Origin of the sequence: Microbacterium sp. NPDC056569, from assembly GCF_042793475.1 — a bacterium.
In the GTDB taxonomy this organism is placed as follows: domain Bacteria; phylum Actinomycetota; class Actinomycetes; order Actinomycetales; family Microbacteriaceae; genus Microbacterium.
This window is the reverse complement of record NZ_JBHTUV010000001.1, coordinates 23,804-39,548: the sequence shown is the minus strand read 5'-3', so window position 1 is coordinate 39,548 and position 15,745 is coordinate 23,804. Positions and strand designations below refer to the sequence as shown.

Sequence of the window (15,745 nt, the reverse complement as noted above, 5' to 3'; positions counted from 1 at the left end):
GCGACGACTGTCAGCACGCGAACAGAGCGCCGGCCGCCCCAGCGGGACGCTGTTCCCACGCCGGAAACCCGGCGGAAGCCACCGAAAGGAACGATCATGAACGCCATCTCCGTCACTCGCCGTATTGCTCTCGGCACCACGGCCACCTTCCTCGCGCTGGGCGCTGCGGTCGGATTCGCCGGTCCCGCCACCGCGGCCGAGAGCCCGAACCCGCTCACCGACATCGAGAACTCCCTGGTCCACGTGGTCACGACCTACACGGGCTGGGTGCAGTACCCGACCGAGGCCGGCTGGGAGTGGTCGCACCAGATCGACGTCCAGAGCGCATGCACCGGCTGGTTCGCCAGCGACGAAGGGCACATCGCGACCGCCGGACACTGCGTCGAGGTCGACGCGAGTGTGCGCGACGCGATCATCTATCAGTTCCTCGTCGACCTCGACCGGGAAGACCTCTTCGCGACCGCCCAGTCCTGGACGGTCGAGGGCTACGAGGACGGGAGCGATGTCGACCGCACCGTCCACGTGATCCAGCCCCACGCCGCACTGGACCCCGTCATCGAGGACTACACCGTCGCACAGGTCATCGACTTCCAGTCCTTCGAGGACGGCGACGCGGCGCTGCTGCGTGTCGCCGGGGCAACAGGGACGGTCCCGCTGCCGATCGCCCAGGCGGCTCCCGCGGTGGGTGACGACGTCACCTCGATCGGATTCCCCGCGAGCGTCGAGGGTGTCGCGGACGATCGCCGCCTGGCCGCGTCGTTCAAGACCGGCACCGTATCCAGCCGGCAGGTCACCGATGCCGGCGTACCCGTCACCGAGATCAATGCGCAGGTCAGCGGTGGCATGTCGGGCGGCCCGACCGTCGATGGGACCGGTTCCGTCATCGGAATCAACAGCTTCGGCATCAACGGCGAGTCCCAGAGCTTCAACTTCGTCACGGACACCGAGTCGCTCGCGTCCTTTCTCGAATCGCACGGCGTCGATCCGGTGATCGCCGGCAGCATGGAGACCACGGGTGAGGAGCCGCCCCGACGCGCCGCGGTGGCGGACGTGTCGGCCGGCGATTCCGGCACGCCGCAGACCGGCGAAGGAGCCGCCGAGGAAGCGGCGCCCGTCGCGGCTCGGACGGAGAGCGACGACGGTGCGGCCTCGCGGGTCGTGGGGCTCGTGTTCGCGGCCCTCGTCGGAGCGGGTATGGCCGCCGTCCCGGTCGTCATGATCACCCGTGCGCGCAAGCGCCTTGAGTCCGGCAAGCGCCGGGAGTCCGCGGCTCTCACCACCCCGGCAGCGGCCGCGGGCGTCCGTCCGGCGGCGGGAGCGCAGTGGTGACGGCCGGCTGAGACGAAAGCGAACCGGGCGGTCCCACGTGGGCCGCCCGGTTCGCTGCTGACGGGTGACGGTGCGAAGGCCAGACGCCGGAGGCGGCGCCCTCTTGACAGCGCCGCGGTGCGCCGCCAGTTTGGTGCGTGACGGCGTCGGCGTCTGCGTCGCCGTCACCGCCTCTCGCGCCGCCGCGGGCCGATCTCCGCGCCGGTCGTGCTTCGCACGCCTGCAGTTCCTCGCGTTCCGTCGCCGTGACCGCTGGAGGTCAGGATGGACGAGCTTCCCCGCCGGCTGCTGCGCGCGGCGGTCGCCTACGTGCTCGCGCGCCTTCGTGCCATGGACACACCCGACAAGATGCGTCAGGAGCTCGGCGTCGCCCTGCCGGCAGACCCGGCGGCGGTGAAGGCGCGCATCGACGCGGGACTCCTGGAAGCGGATGCTGCCGCCACCGCCCTCGCCGCGAACGAGGTCGAGCGCGGTGCACGCCACGCGTGGGCGGCGGTGAAGGAGTTCCTCGCGGCGGCCGCGCTCCTCGGGGTGAACGGCGCGGAGACGGTGCAGCGGGCGGTGAACAAGCTGCCTCCCGGCGCCCTCGTGCGCCAGCTCGGGCTGACCGCGCCCACGGCCACACCGCGCGCCGATGCCGTCGACCTCACGTGGTCGAAGAAGGACGCCCAGGTGTCGCTTCTGCGCGTCGGCACGATCCAGCTCGTGGTCACCCTCGGAACCGGCGGTCTGGCCGTGACCGTGCGCGGGCGGCAGGTGCGGATCGAGCTCGGGCACGCGGCGCCCGGTGTCGTGAAGCTGCTGATCGGCACCGCGGGAAGCGCCGCCGTGGATCTCGAGCTCACGGTCGACGACCGCGGCGTGACCAGTGCCGGCGCCCTCGGGCCGATCGTGCTCCCGGCCCGCCTGGACGCGAAGGTGGTCGACCTGGAGGGACTGGATCTCACGCTCAAGCCCGACGGCGCCCGGTTCGCCCTGCTCATCCGCAGCCGGATCTCCACCGACATCGCGGGCGTGCTCGGCGCGCGCATCGACGGGTACGGCGTCCGGCTTCCCCTCGACGCCGACCGCGTGCTGCAGGGCCAGCCCCCGTTCGGCGGCCTCGACGCGATCACGCCGGTGCTGCCGAACGGCATCGGCCTGTCGCTGACCGCCGGACCGGTGTCGGGGTCGGGATACCTGCTGTCGATGGACGACGGCTTCGGCGGCGTGCTGGACCTGCGCCTCGGACCGGTGAAGGTCACGGCCTTCGGGCTGCTGCGCTCGGTGCCCGGCGAAGGCCTGTCGTTCGTCGCGGTGATGGCCGTGCACTTCCCGGTGCCGGTCGAGCTCGGGTTCCTCTTCACACTCAACGCGGTGGGCGGCATCGTGGGGCTCGGCGTGACCATCGACCCCGCCGCGATCTCGAGCGGGCTCAAGGACGGCGTGCTGGATCGCCTGCTCTTCCCCGACGACGTGCGCAAGGCGGCGCCCAAGATCCTGCAGACGCTCGCGGCGGTCTTCCCCAGCGAGCCCGGCGGATTCGTCGTCGGCCCGATGGTGCGGCTCGCCTGGGGGCGCCCGGTCAGTCTCGTGACGCTCGACGTCGCCGTCCTCCTCGCCGTGCCCGACCCGCTCATCCTCGTGCTCGGGCGGGCGCGCGCGGCGATCCCGAACGAGCAGGCCGCGATCATCGATCTGCGGGCCGCGGTGCTGGTGCAGATCGGCCGGGGCATCGTGCTCATGCGCGCCGAGCTCTTCTCATCGCGGGTCGGGTTCATCTCGGTGTACGGCGGCATCGGGATGCTGATCCGGTTCGAGGGCGAGCGCACCGTGGTGATCAGCGCCGGCGGCTTCCACCCGACGTACACGCACAAGCCCCCGGAACTGGCCGACCTCAGCCGCATCGGCGCGGAGATGTCGCCCCCGATCGGCCTGCAGCTGCGCCTGCAGGGGTACGTCGCGCTGACGCCCAACACCGTCCAGTTCGGCGGCTCGATCGAACTGGGACTGTCGGTCGGGGTCGCGGCGGTGCGCGGATCGCTCACCCTCGACGCGATCATCCAGTTCGATCCGTTCGGGTTCGTGGTCGACGCGACCGCGAGCGCGCACGTCGAGGTGCTCGGATTCTCCCTGGTGGGAGTGCGGCTCTCGCTGCACCTGGCGGGACCGAGTCCGTGGCGAGTGAGTGGCACCGGCCGCGTGAGCCTGCCCTGGCCGCTGCCCGACCCGAGCCTCGACTTCGGGCCCATCGAGATCGGCGACGGCGCGCCGCCCGATCCAGCCCCGCCGCCCGTGCGCCCGCTCGAGCGCGTCCGCGATGCGATGCGGGAGCGCGACGCCTGGCAGCGCGTCGACCGCCGGCGTCAGCGCGTGCCCGTCCGGCTCCGTCCGATCGCGGCCGAAGAGCTGGTCATCGAGCCGTGGGGTCTGGTGGAGGTGAGCCAGAAGGCGTTCCCGCTGGAGATGACCCTCGATCGCCACGGCCGCGCGAAGGTCGAGCCGGCCGGATGCCGGATCTCGGTGACCGGTGCGGTCACGCTCGGACCGGGGGCCGAGGCATCCCATTCCGCGGTGAATCAGTCGTTCCCCGTCGGCCAGTTCCTCCAGCTCACCAAGGACGAGCAGCTCGCGGCGCCCGAGTTCGAGGACCGGCAGGGCGGCATCGCCGTCGACCCGGCCGGCGCCGAGACCGCGGTGTCGCAGCTCGTCGGGTTCGCGGCCGAGGCGACCATGTCGTACGAGGACTCCTGGCGCGAGCGGCCCGACGTCGAGCCGCAGCGCGGCCGGCGGATGTTCCTGTTCGCCGGGTGGGCCGCACTCCTCCTCGACGCGGGTCCCGCCGGTGCGGCGTCGCTGCGCAGCGCCGACCGGTACCTCGAGGGCGAACCGGTCCGGGCGATCGGCGTCCGCCCCGTCAGCGAGGTGCGCGTGACCGACGTCGACAGCGGCGCCGAGCTGCACGGCTTCGCACCGTGGAGCGATGCCGTGCGGTCGGCGCGATCCGCTGCGGGCGGGCTCGCCGCGATGACGAAGGTGGCGATGCCGTGAAGATCCTCGACGTGACGGCGCTCTCGGCCGCGATCGCCCCCGAGGCGGTGAAGGCCGAGAGCTTCACGTTCGTGCCGTACTTCCGCACGGGCGCGGCCGCCGGCATCCGTCGGCCGGAGTTCTCGCCCACCGCGGCCTCGCGGGCCGTCATCGACGTGACGTTCACGCTCGCAGACGGCGCCGGCGGCACCGCGACGGTGTCGCAGCCGGTCGGGGTGCGCGGGCCCGGCGACGTCGTGGCGGTCGACCCCGCGCAGATCATCCGCCGCCACCCGGCGCCGGGGACCGGGAACGCCCCCACGGGCGACCTCGTGCACATCGAGTTCGACGCGCCCGACCTGCCGTGGATGTTCACCCCGGCGGCCCCTCGCCAGGGCACGCTGCCCCCGTGGCTGCGGCTCGTGGTCGTGCGCACCCGCAGCCTGCTCGAGCCGCCGCAGCCGCCCGGCGGCCCCGATCTGCCGCCGTCGCAGAGGATCCCGCGCGCGGAGCTGCCCCCGCCGGAGGAGGCGTGGGCGTGGGCGCACGCACAGGTCGCGGGGAAGGGGCTGTCGGCCGCGCAGCTCGCTGACAGCCTCGGCGCGGGCTCGCCGCGGCTCAACCTCTCGCGGCTGCTGAGCCCGCGGAGGCTGACGCCGAACGAGCAGTGGACGGCCCTGGTCGTGCCCACGTTCGAAGCCGGCCGGCTCGCCGGCCTCGGACAGCCGCCGATCGACACGCTCGCATGGTCGTGGGGCGAGGGCGATTCCGCGGTGCTGCCGGTGTACGACCGGTGGGAGTTCGCGACCGGCCCCGCGCTCGGCTTCGAGGAGCTCGCCCGCAACATCGTCCCGGTGCCCGCTGCCGAGGGGCTGGGGCGGCGGTGGACCGACACGTCGCAGCCCGGCGCCGGCATCGACGCCTCGGCGGCCGACGGGCCGCGCGGCGTGCTGGGCGCGCTCATCGCTCCGACGCCGTCGGGGCAGCCGGAACCGGGCGACGAAGGACGATGGGATGCTGCGGCCACGGCCGCCCTGCGAGCGCTCGTGAATCCGAGTCCCGGCGCCGACGACCCCGAGGTCGGTCCGCCGCTCTACGGCGGGGCCCACCTCGAGCGCGAGGTGCTCCCCGAGCCGGCCGCGGAGCCGGAATGGCTGCCGGAACTCAGTCTCGACCCGGCCCACCGCATCGCGGCCGCGCTGGGCGCGGCCGTCGTGCGCATGGACCAGGAGCACCTGATGGCCGGCGCCTGGGCGCAGCTGCCGAACGTGCGGCAGGCCGACGCCGTGCTGCGCGCCGCCCAGTTCGCCCGGTTCACGTCGACCGCCCTGCATCGGCGCACGATCGAGCGCATGCTGCCGGGTGCCATGCTGGGGGCCACCGCCCGGGCGCATGCGCGCACCATGGCCGGGGAGCTCACGGCGCGCGGCCAGATCGGGCGCAGCGCCCTCCCGCCGGCGGCGACGAGCGCCGTGGCGCGGCGCCTCGTGCGGCCTCTCGGCCGCGCCGCCCGCTTCGTCGCCGACGACGAGCGGGCTCTGACCGCCGCCGGAGTGCTCGCCGACGGCGACGTCGGCGCCGACTGGGTGCTCCCGATCCCGGAGCCGCCGACCTCGGGCGAGGGACGGCCGATGCGCGCACTGGAGGAGGGCGGCGACACGTCGCTCCTGCAGCACCTGACTCCCGACGACGAGGCGACGGCCATCCTCCGCGAGGTGATCGACGAGCTGCCGGTGCCGTTCGAGGTCGAAGCCTTCCCGGACGGTCCCGAGCTCGAGGTGCTGTTCGACGAGACCGCGACGCTCCTCGCGTTCGGCTGGCGCCTCGCGCTCAGCCGCCCGGCGTGGGAGCTGCCCGCCCTGTCGGTGGCGCGGTTCCCCGACACCGGCGCGGGCCCCGACGACCCGCCGGACTTCGACAGCGGCCGGCTGAACGACGGGATCTTCGAGGCGGTGTTCAGCGCGCTCGTGGGTCGCGGATTCGACGGGGCGCATCCCCTGGAGGTCGGCCCGGGCGAGGAGGAGATCCGGGGGCTGTTCGGCGATCACGATCCGCGCATCGTCGAGACCCTCGTCGACGGGTTCTTCGGCGACCTGCCCGAGCCGGTGGAGCCGCCGCGGCCACGCCTGGATCTCGTCGCGCTCGACCTGCCACGGCTGCTGCTGCCGATCCTCACCGTCCCGCGGCGCGTCGCGACCCGCCTTCCCGGTTTCGCGGCGATGTTCGGCAGAGACCCCGACGACCTCGGCACCGTCATGGCGGCCCCCGAGTTCCGGCATCCGCTCTACGAAGCCCTGAGCCGGTACGACCAGGAGTGGCTCATGCCGGGCGTGGCCGCGATCCCCGAGCCCGACATGGTCACCGCGATGCAGACGAACCCCGAGTTCGTCGAGGCCTTCCTCGTCGGGGCGAACCACGAATTCGCCCGGGAGCTCGTGTGGCGCGAGTACCCGACCGACGGCCGGGCGACCAGCCTCCGCCGGTTCTGGACGCGCGAACCGGATCTCGAGACCGGCATCCACGCGATGCGCACCGGCCCCCTGGGCTCCCACCTCGACGACGCGCGATCCGGCAAGCTCGTGTTCGTCGTGCGCGGGGAACTGGTGCGGCGCTTCCCCCACGTGCTCGCGAACGTCGCCGCCTCCGCCACGGACGACGGCCGCGTCGTGACGTACGAGCCGGCGCCGGTGACGCCGCTGTTCCGCATCGCGCTGTCGCCGAACCTCCTCCTCGTCGCGGTCGACCTGACCTCGGCGAAGGTCATGACGGCCGACTCCGACCCCCGCGTGACGCCGCCGCCGGGGGCCTTCTGGTTCACGCTCGCCGAACACGTCGCCGCACCGCGCTTCGGGCTCGACGAGGGGCCGGCGGCCGCGGGGGTGCCCGAGCGCGACGACCTCAACTGGGCGCACTGGCCCCTCGCCCCCGGGGACACGCACCTGGAGGCCGATGTGCCGACGGTCTCGGATGCCGCGCAGCCCGCCGTCGAGACCGCCGCGAAGGTCGCCTGGGCGCTGTTCCAGCGTCCGGCGCGGGTCGGATTCCGCGTGCGCACCCTCCTCGAAGACATCGGAAAGGAGCGCGACGATGGCTGACCCGTGGTCCGAGCTCGACACCTCGGTTCCCCTGCTGCTGGTTCCCGTTCGGGTCGAGACGCAGTCGCGCGAATCCGCCGCCGGCGACGGCAGCATCGAGCTGCTCGTGCGCATCTACCCCGACGACGTGGCGATCGACGACACAGCGTCGCATGCCCTGCTGATGCCGGACTTCTTCCGCGTCATCGCCGTGCAGGGCGGCGACGTCTCGCACGAGGACGGCGCGCCGATCGACCGCAACGACGAGCTGGGTCTCGGGCTGGGCCACATCGGCGAGGACGCCGGCGACGCCGCGTTCGAAGAGGGCGCCCAGCGTCTCGGCGCGCTCGCGAGCGGAGCCCCGGGAGGCGACGCAGCCTGGCTCACCGACTACCGCGTCGCGCTCGACCGCGGGTTCGCGGTCACGTTGACCCTCAACGGCGGACGAGCGCGCATCGACCGGCTGTATGTGATCGGCGCGCGAAGCGGTCCGCCGGCCGATGCCGCGGGGGACGTCGTCGATGCGCTGAAGGCGCACGGACGCACCGAGCTGATCGGCGCCGGCACGCCGACGAACAACACCGAGGCGGCCCGCGCCGCCACGCCGCCGGCGAAGGACGAATCGGATGCCGCGTCCTCCGCTCTCGCCCGGGCGCTCGGCCTCGACGATCCGGAGGTGTTCGGCGACTGGCCGAGCACCGCCGCAGACCCCGATCTCGCCGGCGCCATGGCGATGGCGCTGTGGCCCGTCACGTGGGGTCGCTGGCTGCGGGACACCTGGCGCCCCCGGCGGCGCGGGCTCACCGTGTTCGACCGGATCGATCTGCGCGACCACGTCGAGCGGTTCGTGCGACCGGAAGGCCCGTTGCCCGTCGTCCGCATCGAGCGACAGCCCTACGGCGTACTGCCGACGTGCCTCACCGCCGAGATCGTGCCCGACGACCGGATCGAGCAGCTGCTGATCCGGGCGGCCCAGGTCGCATGGCCGGTGTGGGCGGCGGCCCCGCTTCCGCCCTCGGTCCACGACGGCGACCTCGCCGACAGCCTGCCGCGGATCCTCGGACTCGCCCCGGCCAGCCGGAACGTCCGGGCACGGCGCGCCCTCAGGACCGACGGCCCGTTGGGCGGGTCGATCCACCGCACCGACCCCGACAGCGAGGAGGAGCGCCGCCGCGCGACGCGCGGCCTCGAGGAACGCCTCGGAGTCGAGCCCGGCTCACTCCGCCAGGTGCCGCACCTCGGCGCCGTCCGCATGCTCGGCCTCCCGCTCGTGCACGACAGCGACGCCGACGCGCTCGCGCGGCTGGTGGAGGGGACCGGCGACGTCGGCGAGGAGAGCGTGCTGCAGATGCTGCTCACCGCCGCGGGGGAGAGCTCACGTGCCGAGGCCCGCGCCGCGCGGGCGGCGATCGTGCGCCACCTCGACATCGGGCCGGAGCTGCTCGAGATCCTCGACCGCGACCCCACGGGGAGGGAGGCCGCCGAGATCCGCTCGATGATCGTCGACCAGCTCAGCTTCTGGTGGGAGCAGTTCGCGGCGCCCGAGCGCCGCGGCGGGCCGCCGCGGCTCGGCGACGAGGGGATCCGACTCGCCGAGGTGCTCATCGCCGCCGTCTTCCCGGAGCTCTTCGACATCGACACCGCGACCCGCGACCGGTTCGCGAGGGACATCCTCGACCGGCTGCGCTTCGAGCACGCGCGTCTCGTCGACGCCGTGCGAGGATCGCCGCTCCTGGACCGGTTCCGCATCCCCGGGGCGGATCTGCTCACCCAGGCTCGTGAGCTGCTCGCGCTTCTGCTCGAATACCTCGACGCCCTCGACACCGCCCACCACACGCGGATGGGGATCGCCCGGGTGGCCGAGATCGGCACCGATGCGCAACGGCAGCGGCTTCTCGCCGGCGCGTTGGACGCAGCATCCCATCGCCTGGATGCCTGGGTGACCTCGCTCGCGACCCGGCGGCTTGCACGCCTGCGGCAGAGCGAGCCGAGGGGGATCGCCGTGGGGGCGTACGCGTGGCTCGAGGACATCACCCTGGATCCGCGCCCGGCCGACCCCGACACGCCGGTCGAGTCGCGCGGCGTCGGGTGGATCCAGGCCCCGTCGCCGACGCACGCGGCCACCGCCGCGCTGCTGCGCAGCGCGCGCCTCACACACGCGCCGCACGAGGGCGCCGAGGGTCCGTTCGAGATCGACCTCAGCAGCACCCGCACGCGGGAGGCCGTCGACATCGTCCGCGGAATGGCGCGGGGCCAGGAACTCGGCGCGTTGCTGGGCTACCGCTTCGAACGCTGGCTGCATGAGCGCGACCCCGTGCTCAACCGGCTCGTGCCCGCGCTGCGCGCGCACGCGCCGCTCGTGGTCGGGCGTGAGACGCCGCCCTCGTCGGCAGGGGGCGCCGCGTTCGCCCTCACCGGGGCGGTCGTCGACGGGCTCGTGCTGCTGCAGAAGCGCGCCGGGCTCAGGACCGCGCTGGAGAAGGAGCAGACGTACGAGGGCTGGAGCCTGCCGTCGGACGACGAGATCAGGGCTGTCGACGCGCTCGTCGAGCGGCTCGAGCGCCTCGCCGACGCCGTGTCGGACCTCATGCTCGCGGAGGGCGTGCACCAGCTCGCCGCGGGCAGCACCGCCCGCGCGGCGGCGGCGATGGACGCGCTGTCGGGAGACGTGCCACCCGAAGAGCCCGACGTGCCGCGGTCGCCCGCCGAGCGTCAGGGCATCACCCAGCGACTGGCCGTGCTCTCCGCCGCGGCGGGGGCGGCGCCGGGCCCGGCGGGCGGCTGGGCGCACAGCATCCGTTCCCGTGCCCACCCGTTCTGGGAGGCTTGGTGTCGCGCGGTGCTCGGCCGAGCCGACCGGATCGCGCTGCGGGCGCGGCCCGACGGGGGCACCGCCACCCTCTCGGCCGTGGACATCAGCGCGCTGGACTTCGTGCTCGCCGCCGACGGCAGCGAGAAGGGGCTCGAACGCTTCTGGCAGCGCTGCCGGCGCCGCCGGGGCGGCCTGCCCGAGACGCCCGTGCACTCGCACGCGCAGCTGGGCGCGCAGCGCATCACGCTGCAGGACGCCTGGCAGCTGGCGGCGGCCGCGCGGGCCGTGCTCGAGAACGCGCGCGCGCTCGAACCCGACGACCTGGTGGCCGCGGGATCGGGCAACGACGTCGCACGCCACGAGCCCGAGACGGCGGCGCTCGACGCGCGACGCATCGCCGTGATCAGGGAGCTGCAGGACCTCGCCGACCTGCCGCTGCCGACGCGGACGGCTCCGCTGCTGCGCCGTGCCGACGACCTGGCGCAGGTGGGGCTCGGGGCCGAGACGGATCCGGGTGCGCTCGGCGGCGAGCCGAAGGTGCTGACCGAGTTCGTGTCGGGCCTGATCGCCGCGCTGCGCGCGCGCATCGCCGCCGCGCAGGCCGCCGAAGACCCCGCCGTGGCGCTCGCCGAGGTCGTGGGCCGCATGCCGGTGGTGACCGATCTGCGCCCGCCGGCGTCGCCCGCGCTTTCGGGCGCGCTCATCGACGCGGACGCGCTGCCGACGGTGAGGCGATGGCTCGCCCGCATGACGCATGTGCGGCCCGCCGTCGCGCGGTTCGGCACCCTCTCGGCCCTGCGCGTCGCGACGGAGCGGGTCATGGGGCTCGGCGTCGCGGTGTTCGGGGCCGACCGCTGGGTCGGCGACGGCGTGGCACCCGAGGGGGCGGCGACGCAGCTCGTCTTCGAGCGGATGCCCGGGTTCGACGCGACGGCTGCCGTCGCCGGCTTCGTCGTGGACCAGTGGGCCGAGCATCGCCCGGCCATGCGGCGGATCGGCGAGGAGCGCGAGCCGCGGCAGCTCGTGTCGACGGGACTCGCCGTGCACGCCGACGCACCGGCTGCGCGCGCCCCGCACGCCCTGCTCCTGGGCGTCAGCCCCGAGGGCGGCGCCTGGAGCGAGGCGCGCCTCATCGCCCTGCTGGACGAGGTGCGCGCGCTGGCCCTCATGCGCCTGGCGACCCCCGGCGACCTCGGGAGGCTCGGCGAGCTGCTGCCCGCGATCGCGGTCACGCACTGGTCGCTGATCGACGAGAACGTCATCGACCCGCGCGGCCTCGCCGGCGCCGACCGCATCGTCTCGACCTACACGAAGGCGCGGTGACGCGATGGCCGGCATCTTCCGCGCGCAGGCGTTCTCGAAGCTCACGTTCATCCGCCCCTACGAGACGCGGATCGAACCCAACCCGGTCAGCGGCGACCCGCTCGTCGGGCTCATGGCCGAGGTCTGGGACCCGCTGTGGATGCTCGGCCGGCAGTGGCAGGTCGGCGAGTTCGCGGGTGAGGACACCGGAACGCCGATCCGCGTCGACGTGCACGCCGAGTTCGACCCGCTGGTGGCGTGGCACCCTGGCCCCTTCGGTCCGGGGCGGGACTGGCTCCCGCTGGCGCCTGGAGAGCTCCTCGAGCCGCTGGTCGAGGCCGAGCGCGAGGCCGGGGGCGACGGCGAGGGAGCGGCGGGTGCCGTCGGGGCCGCAGCATCCGCTCGCCTCTCCGCGGCGGCGGGAGCCGCCCTGCAGGAGACGCTTCTGGAGCTCGGCGAGAAGGCGGTCGTCGCCGCCCTGATCGAGCGCTGCCCGCCTCCCGTGCCGGTGCCGGATCCCGCCGGCAGGCCGCCGAGCGGATGGGCCGCGGTGCAGGGCGTGCTCGCCGGTCGCGCATTCGATCCGTCCGAGGTGGCGCGGCAGTTCGCGGCCGGGCACCCGGCCTGGTTCACGGCCGCCCTGCGTGGCGGTGCCCCGCGGCGCCGGCGCGCGGAGGCCGCCGTCGACGACTGGCTGGCCTGGTTCGATGCGGAGGTCGGCCGGGAGGTCGCACCCTCCAGCTGGCTCGGCGACCGGCTCGAGTACGAGTTCGCGGTCGCGACGACGAGCGCCGTGCTCCACGCGCCGCAGCACGGGGCGGGCGAGATCGGGTGGTCGACGTTCGACTCCGATCCCTCGCGCATGCCTCCCGCCGCCGAGGGCGTCGAACCCGAGCAGATCGACCGGGCGCTGCTCGCCTCGCAGCTGTCGTTTCCGGGCATGCCGGTGTCGCGGTTCTGGGAGTTCGAGGACGCCGATATGGACCTCGGCGCCGCCTTCGCCGATCCGCACGAGCTCGCCCGGCTCGCCGTGGTGGAGGCGGCGATCGTGGCCGGCGATGACTGGCTCGTCGTGCCGGTGGACTCGCCGCCGGGCGGGGTGCTGCGTGTCACGTCGGTGCAGTGGCGCGACACCTTCGGGGCCAGATGGCACGCCGACGAGAAGGCGCCCGCCGTGCCGGCAGGGCGGTTCACGCCCACGTGGCGGATGTTCTCGACGAGCGAGCACGCGTGGGAGGGCGCGGTGGACGCGGTGCGCCGCGATCTCGCCGGACTGTTCGTGCCGCCCGCGATCGCGGCGCGCCTGGAGGGGGCCGCGATCGAGGACGTGCGCTTCGTCCGCGACGAGACCGCGAATCTTGTGTGGGCGATCGAGCAGACGGTTCCGGCGGATTCCGGCGACCCCCGCATCGTCGCCGCGCGGCCCGCGCCGCCCCCGGCGCCGATCGACCCCGGCGCCCAGCCCGCCGATCAGGTCCTCGGGTACGAGCTCATGACGTATGTCCCGACCAACTGGTTCCCCTACGTGGCGCGGATCTCGGATCGCGGCGTCACGCTCGAACGCGCCGACGTCGACCGCGGTGCGGAGGGCGTGGAACCCGCCGGGCGCCTGCTCGACGAGGAGGAGCAGCGGCGGATCCTGGCGGCGGAGGTGCCGCGCCAGGGGGTGCGGGTGCAGCGCATCCCGCAGGCCGCGCGCCGGCCCGACGGGTCGTGGGTCCTGTGGACCGGCCGCCGCGTGCGCCCGGCCGCCGGTGAGGCGGAGAGCGGGCTCGAGTTCGACCGCACGCGCCGGCCGGCGCCGCCGCCCGAGTGAACCGGGACCGGTTCGTACGGAGCCCTCGCAAACATGCCTGCCTACCATTGACCGCATGTGTGGAATCGTCGGATACGTCGGCCCCCGGCAGAGCCAGGCCGTGCTGATCGCTGGCCTCTCGCGTCTCGAGTACCGCGGATACGACTCCGCCGGCATCGCCGTGATCGACGCCGATGGCGAGCTGGGCATGCGCAAGCGCGCCGGCAAGCTGCAGGTGCTGCGCGACGATCTCGCCGCCCATCCGCTCTCCGACGGCACCACCGGGATCGGCCACACGCGCTGGGCGACGCACGGCGGTCCGACCGACGGAAATGCCCACCCGCACCTCGCCGACGACGACAAGCTCGCCGTCATCCACAACGGCATCATCGAGAACTTCGCCGAACTCAAGGACGAGCTCCTCTCCGACGGCTTCACGTTCCGGAGCGAGACCGATACCGAGGTCGCCGCGGTGCTGCTCGGCCGCGAATACCGCCGCACGGGCGACCTCGAGGAGGCCTTCCGTGCTGTCGTCTCGCGCCTCGAGGGCGCGTTCACCCTTCTCGCGATGCACGAGGAGCAGCCGGGTCTCGTCGTGGGGGCGCGCCGCAACTCGCCGCTCGTCATCGGCCTCGGCGACGGCGAGAACTTCCTCGGCTCCGACGTCGCCGCCTTCGTCGAGCACACCCGCAGCGCCCTCGCGATCGGCCAGGACCAGATCGTCGCGATCACGCCCGGCGCAGTCACCGTGACGGACTTCGGCGGCGAACCCGTCGAGGTCGAGCCGTTCGAGGTCACGTGGGACGCCTCGGCCGCCGAGAAGGGCGGCTGGTCGTCGTTCATGGCGAAGGAGATCTCTGAGGAGCCCGACGCCGTCGCCAACACGCTGCGCGGACGCGTGCGCGACGGCGAGGTCGTCATCCCCGAGCTCGACGGCCTGGACGAGCTGTTCGCCGACGTCTCGCGCATCATCGTGATCGCGTGCGGCACGGCCGCCTATGCGGGCCAGGTCGGCAAGTACGCGATCGAGCAGTGGACCCGCATCCCCGTCGACGTCGAACTCGCCCACGAGTTCCGCTATCGCGACCCGGTGATCGGCCCCGACACCCTCGTCGTCTCGATCAGCCAGTCGGGCGAGACCATGGACACGCTCATGGCCGTCAAGTATGCGCGCGAGCACGGTGCGAAGACGCTGTCGGTGTGCAACACGCAGGGCGCCACCATCCCGCGCGAGTCCGACGCGATCGTCTACACCCACGCAGGCCCCGAGGTCGCGGTCGCCTCGACCAAGGCCTTCGTCGCCCAGATCACGGCGCTCTACCTGATGGCGCTGCACATCGGCCGTGTCCGCGATGCGATCAGCGCGGCCGACGCCGCCGACCACGTCCGCGAGCTCGAGGCGGTCCCCGGCAAGATCGCGCAGATCCTGGAGCGGGAGCAGCCGCGCATCGAGCAGTTCGCCGGCTGGATGGCCGACACCCGCTCGGTGCTCTTCCTCGGCCGTCACGTCGGCTTCCCGATCGCCCTCGAAGGCGCCCTCAAGCTCAAGGAGCTGGCGTACATCCATGCCGAGGGCTTCGCCGCAGGTGAGCTGAAGCACGGCCCGATCGCATTGATCGAGCCGGGTCAGCCGGTGTTCGTGATCGTGCCGTCGCCGCGCCGGTCGTCCGAGATGCACAAGAAGGTCATCTCGAGCATCGAGGAGATCCGCGCCCGCGGGGCACGCGTGATCGCGGTCGCCGAAGAGGGCGACGCGGCCGTGCTGCCGAAGGCCGACGAGGTGCTCCGCATCCCGCTGGCCGGCCGGTTCTTCGAACCGCTCCTCGCCGTCGTGCCGCTGCACATCTTCGCCATGGGTCTCGCCACGGCCAAGGGCCTCGACGTCGACCAGCCCCGCAACCTCGCGAAGTCCGTCACGGTCGAATAGCAGCATCCGTCCGCCTGCCGTGGCCTTCGCGGCAGGCGGAGGTCGCGCTGCCGCGCGATAGGGTGGCGGATGCTGCGGCTGCAGCACGCAGGAGGACCACATGATCGTCGGTATCGGCGTCGACATCGTCGACATCCCTCGGTTCGAGCGGACGATCGAGCGCACTCCGGCACTGCTGGAGCGCCTCTTCTCAGAGGCGGAGCAGCAGCTCAAGCCGCACTCGCAGGCCGCACGGTACGCCGCGAAGGAGGCTCTCATCAAAGCGCTCGGCGGCTCCGACGGCGTGCACTGGACCGAGATCGAGATCGCGTCGGAGGCATCGGGCCGTCCTGTGTTCTCGCTCTGCGGGTCGACGGCCGATGTCGTCGCCGAGCGGGGCATCACGGCCCTGCACCTCTCGCTCTCGCACGACGCGGGCCTCGCGACGGCGTACGTGATCCTCGAGGCCGTGCCTGGCGCGCCGAACCAGGGGATTCTCCGCGAGACCGACGGCGGCG

The 15,745-nt window shown here is 73.6% G+C and carries 6 protein-coding genes and 1 pseudogene; all 7 read left to right on the top strand.

Annotation, left to right across the window (positions count from 1 at the left end; all coding sequences use genetic code 11):
- Positions 1-96 precede the first annotated feature (96 nt).
- On the top strand, positions 97-1,329 hold the full coding sequence (locus ACFQ7C_RS00140) for a serine protease (RefSeq protein WP_378896318.1): 1,233 nt from the start codon (positions 97-99) through the stop codon (positions 1,327-1,329).
- A gap of 264 nt (positions 1,330-1,593) precedes the next feature.
- Positions 1,594-4,359 (top strand): DUF6603 domain-containing protein, encoded by a 2,766-nt coding sequence (locus ACFQ7C_RS00135; protein WP_378896316.1) that lies wholly within the window; start codon positions 1,594-1,596, stop codon positions 4,357-4,359.
- Positions 4,356-7,433, top strand: a complete 3,078-nt coding sequence (locus ACFQ7C_RS00130) for a hypothetical protein (RefSeq protein ID WP_378896313.1) — start codon at positions 4,356-4,358, stop codon at positions 7,431-7,433. The genes ACFQ7C_RS00135 and ACFQ7C_RS00130 overlap by 4 nt, the downstream gene beginning before the upstream one ends.
- The gene (locus ACFQ7C_RS00125; RefSeq protein WP_378896310.1) at positions 7,426-11,547 is read left to right on the top strand and encodes a hypothetical protein; all 4,122 of its coding nucleotides are present in this window, start codon (positions 7,426-7,428) and stop codon (positions 11,545-11,547) included. The genes ACFQ7C_RS00130 and ACFQ7C_RS00125 overlap by 8 nt, the downstream gene beginning before the upstream one ends.
- A 4-nt stretch (positions 11,548-11,551) precedes the next feature.
- Positions 11,552-13,342 (top strand): hypothetical protein, encoded by a 1,791-nt coding sequence (locus ACFQ7C_RS00120; protein WP_378896307.1) that lies wholly within the window; start codon positions 11,552-11,554, stop codon positions 13,340-13,342.
- A gap of 55 nt (positions 13,343-13,397) precedes the next feature.
- The gene (gene glmS, locus ACFQ7C_RS00115) at positions 13,398-15,248 is read left to right on the top strand and encodes a glutamine--fructose-6-phosphate transaminase (isomerizing) (RefSeq protein ID WP_378896304.1); all 1,851 of its coding nucleotides are present in this window, start codon (positions 13,398-13,400) and stop codon (positions 15,246-15,248) included.
- A 100-nt stretch (positions 15,249-15,348) separates the two neighbouring features.
- Positions 15,349-15,702 (top strand): annotated as a pseudogene (locus tag ACFQ7C_RS00110) (holo-ACP synthase); the annotation flags it as partial.
- Between the last annotated feature and the right edge of the window lie 43 nt (positions 15,703-15,745).

Excerpts from the sequence above, each read along its gene's own strand:
- ACFQ7C_RS00140 (WP_378896318.1), top strand. The coding sequence starts at position 97 with ATGAACGCCATCTCCGTCACTCGCCGTATTGCTCTCGGCACCACGGCC.
- ACFQ7C_RS00120 (WP_378896307.1), top strand. The coding sequence starts at position 11,552 with ATGGCCGGCATCTTCCGCGCGCAGGCGTTCTCGAAGCTCACGTTCATC.
- ACFQ7C_RS00125 (WP_378896310.1), top strand. The coding sequence starts at position 7,426 with ATGGCTGACCCGTGGTCCGAGCTCGACACCTCGGTTCCCCTGCTGCTG.
- ACFQ7C_RS00135 (WP_378896316.1), top strand. The coding sequence starts at position 1,594 with ATGGACGAGCTTCCCCGCCGGCTGCTGCGCGCGGCGGTCGCCTACGTG.
- glmS (WP_378896304.1), top strand. The coding sequence starts at position 13,398 with ATGTGTGGAATCGTCGGATACGTCGGCCCCCGGCAGAGCCAGGCCGTG.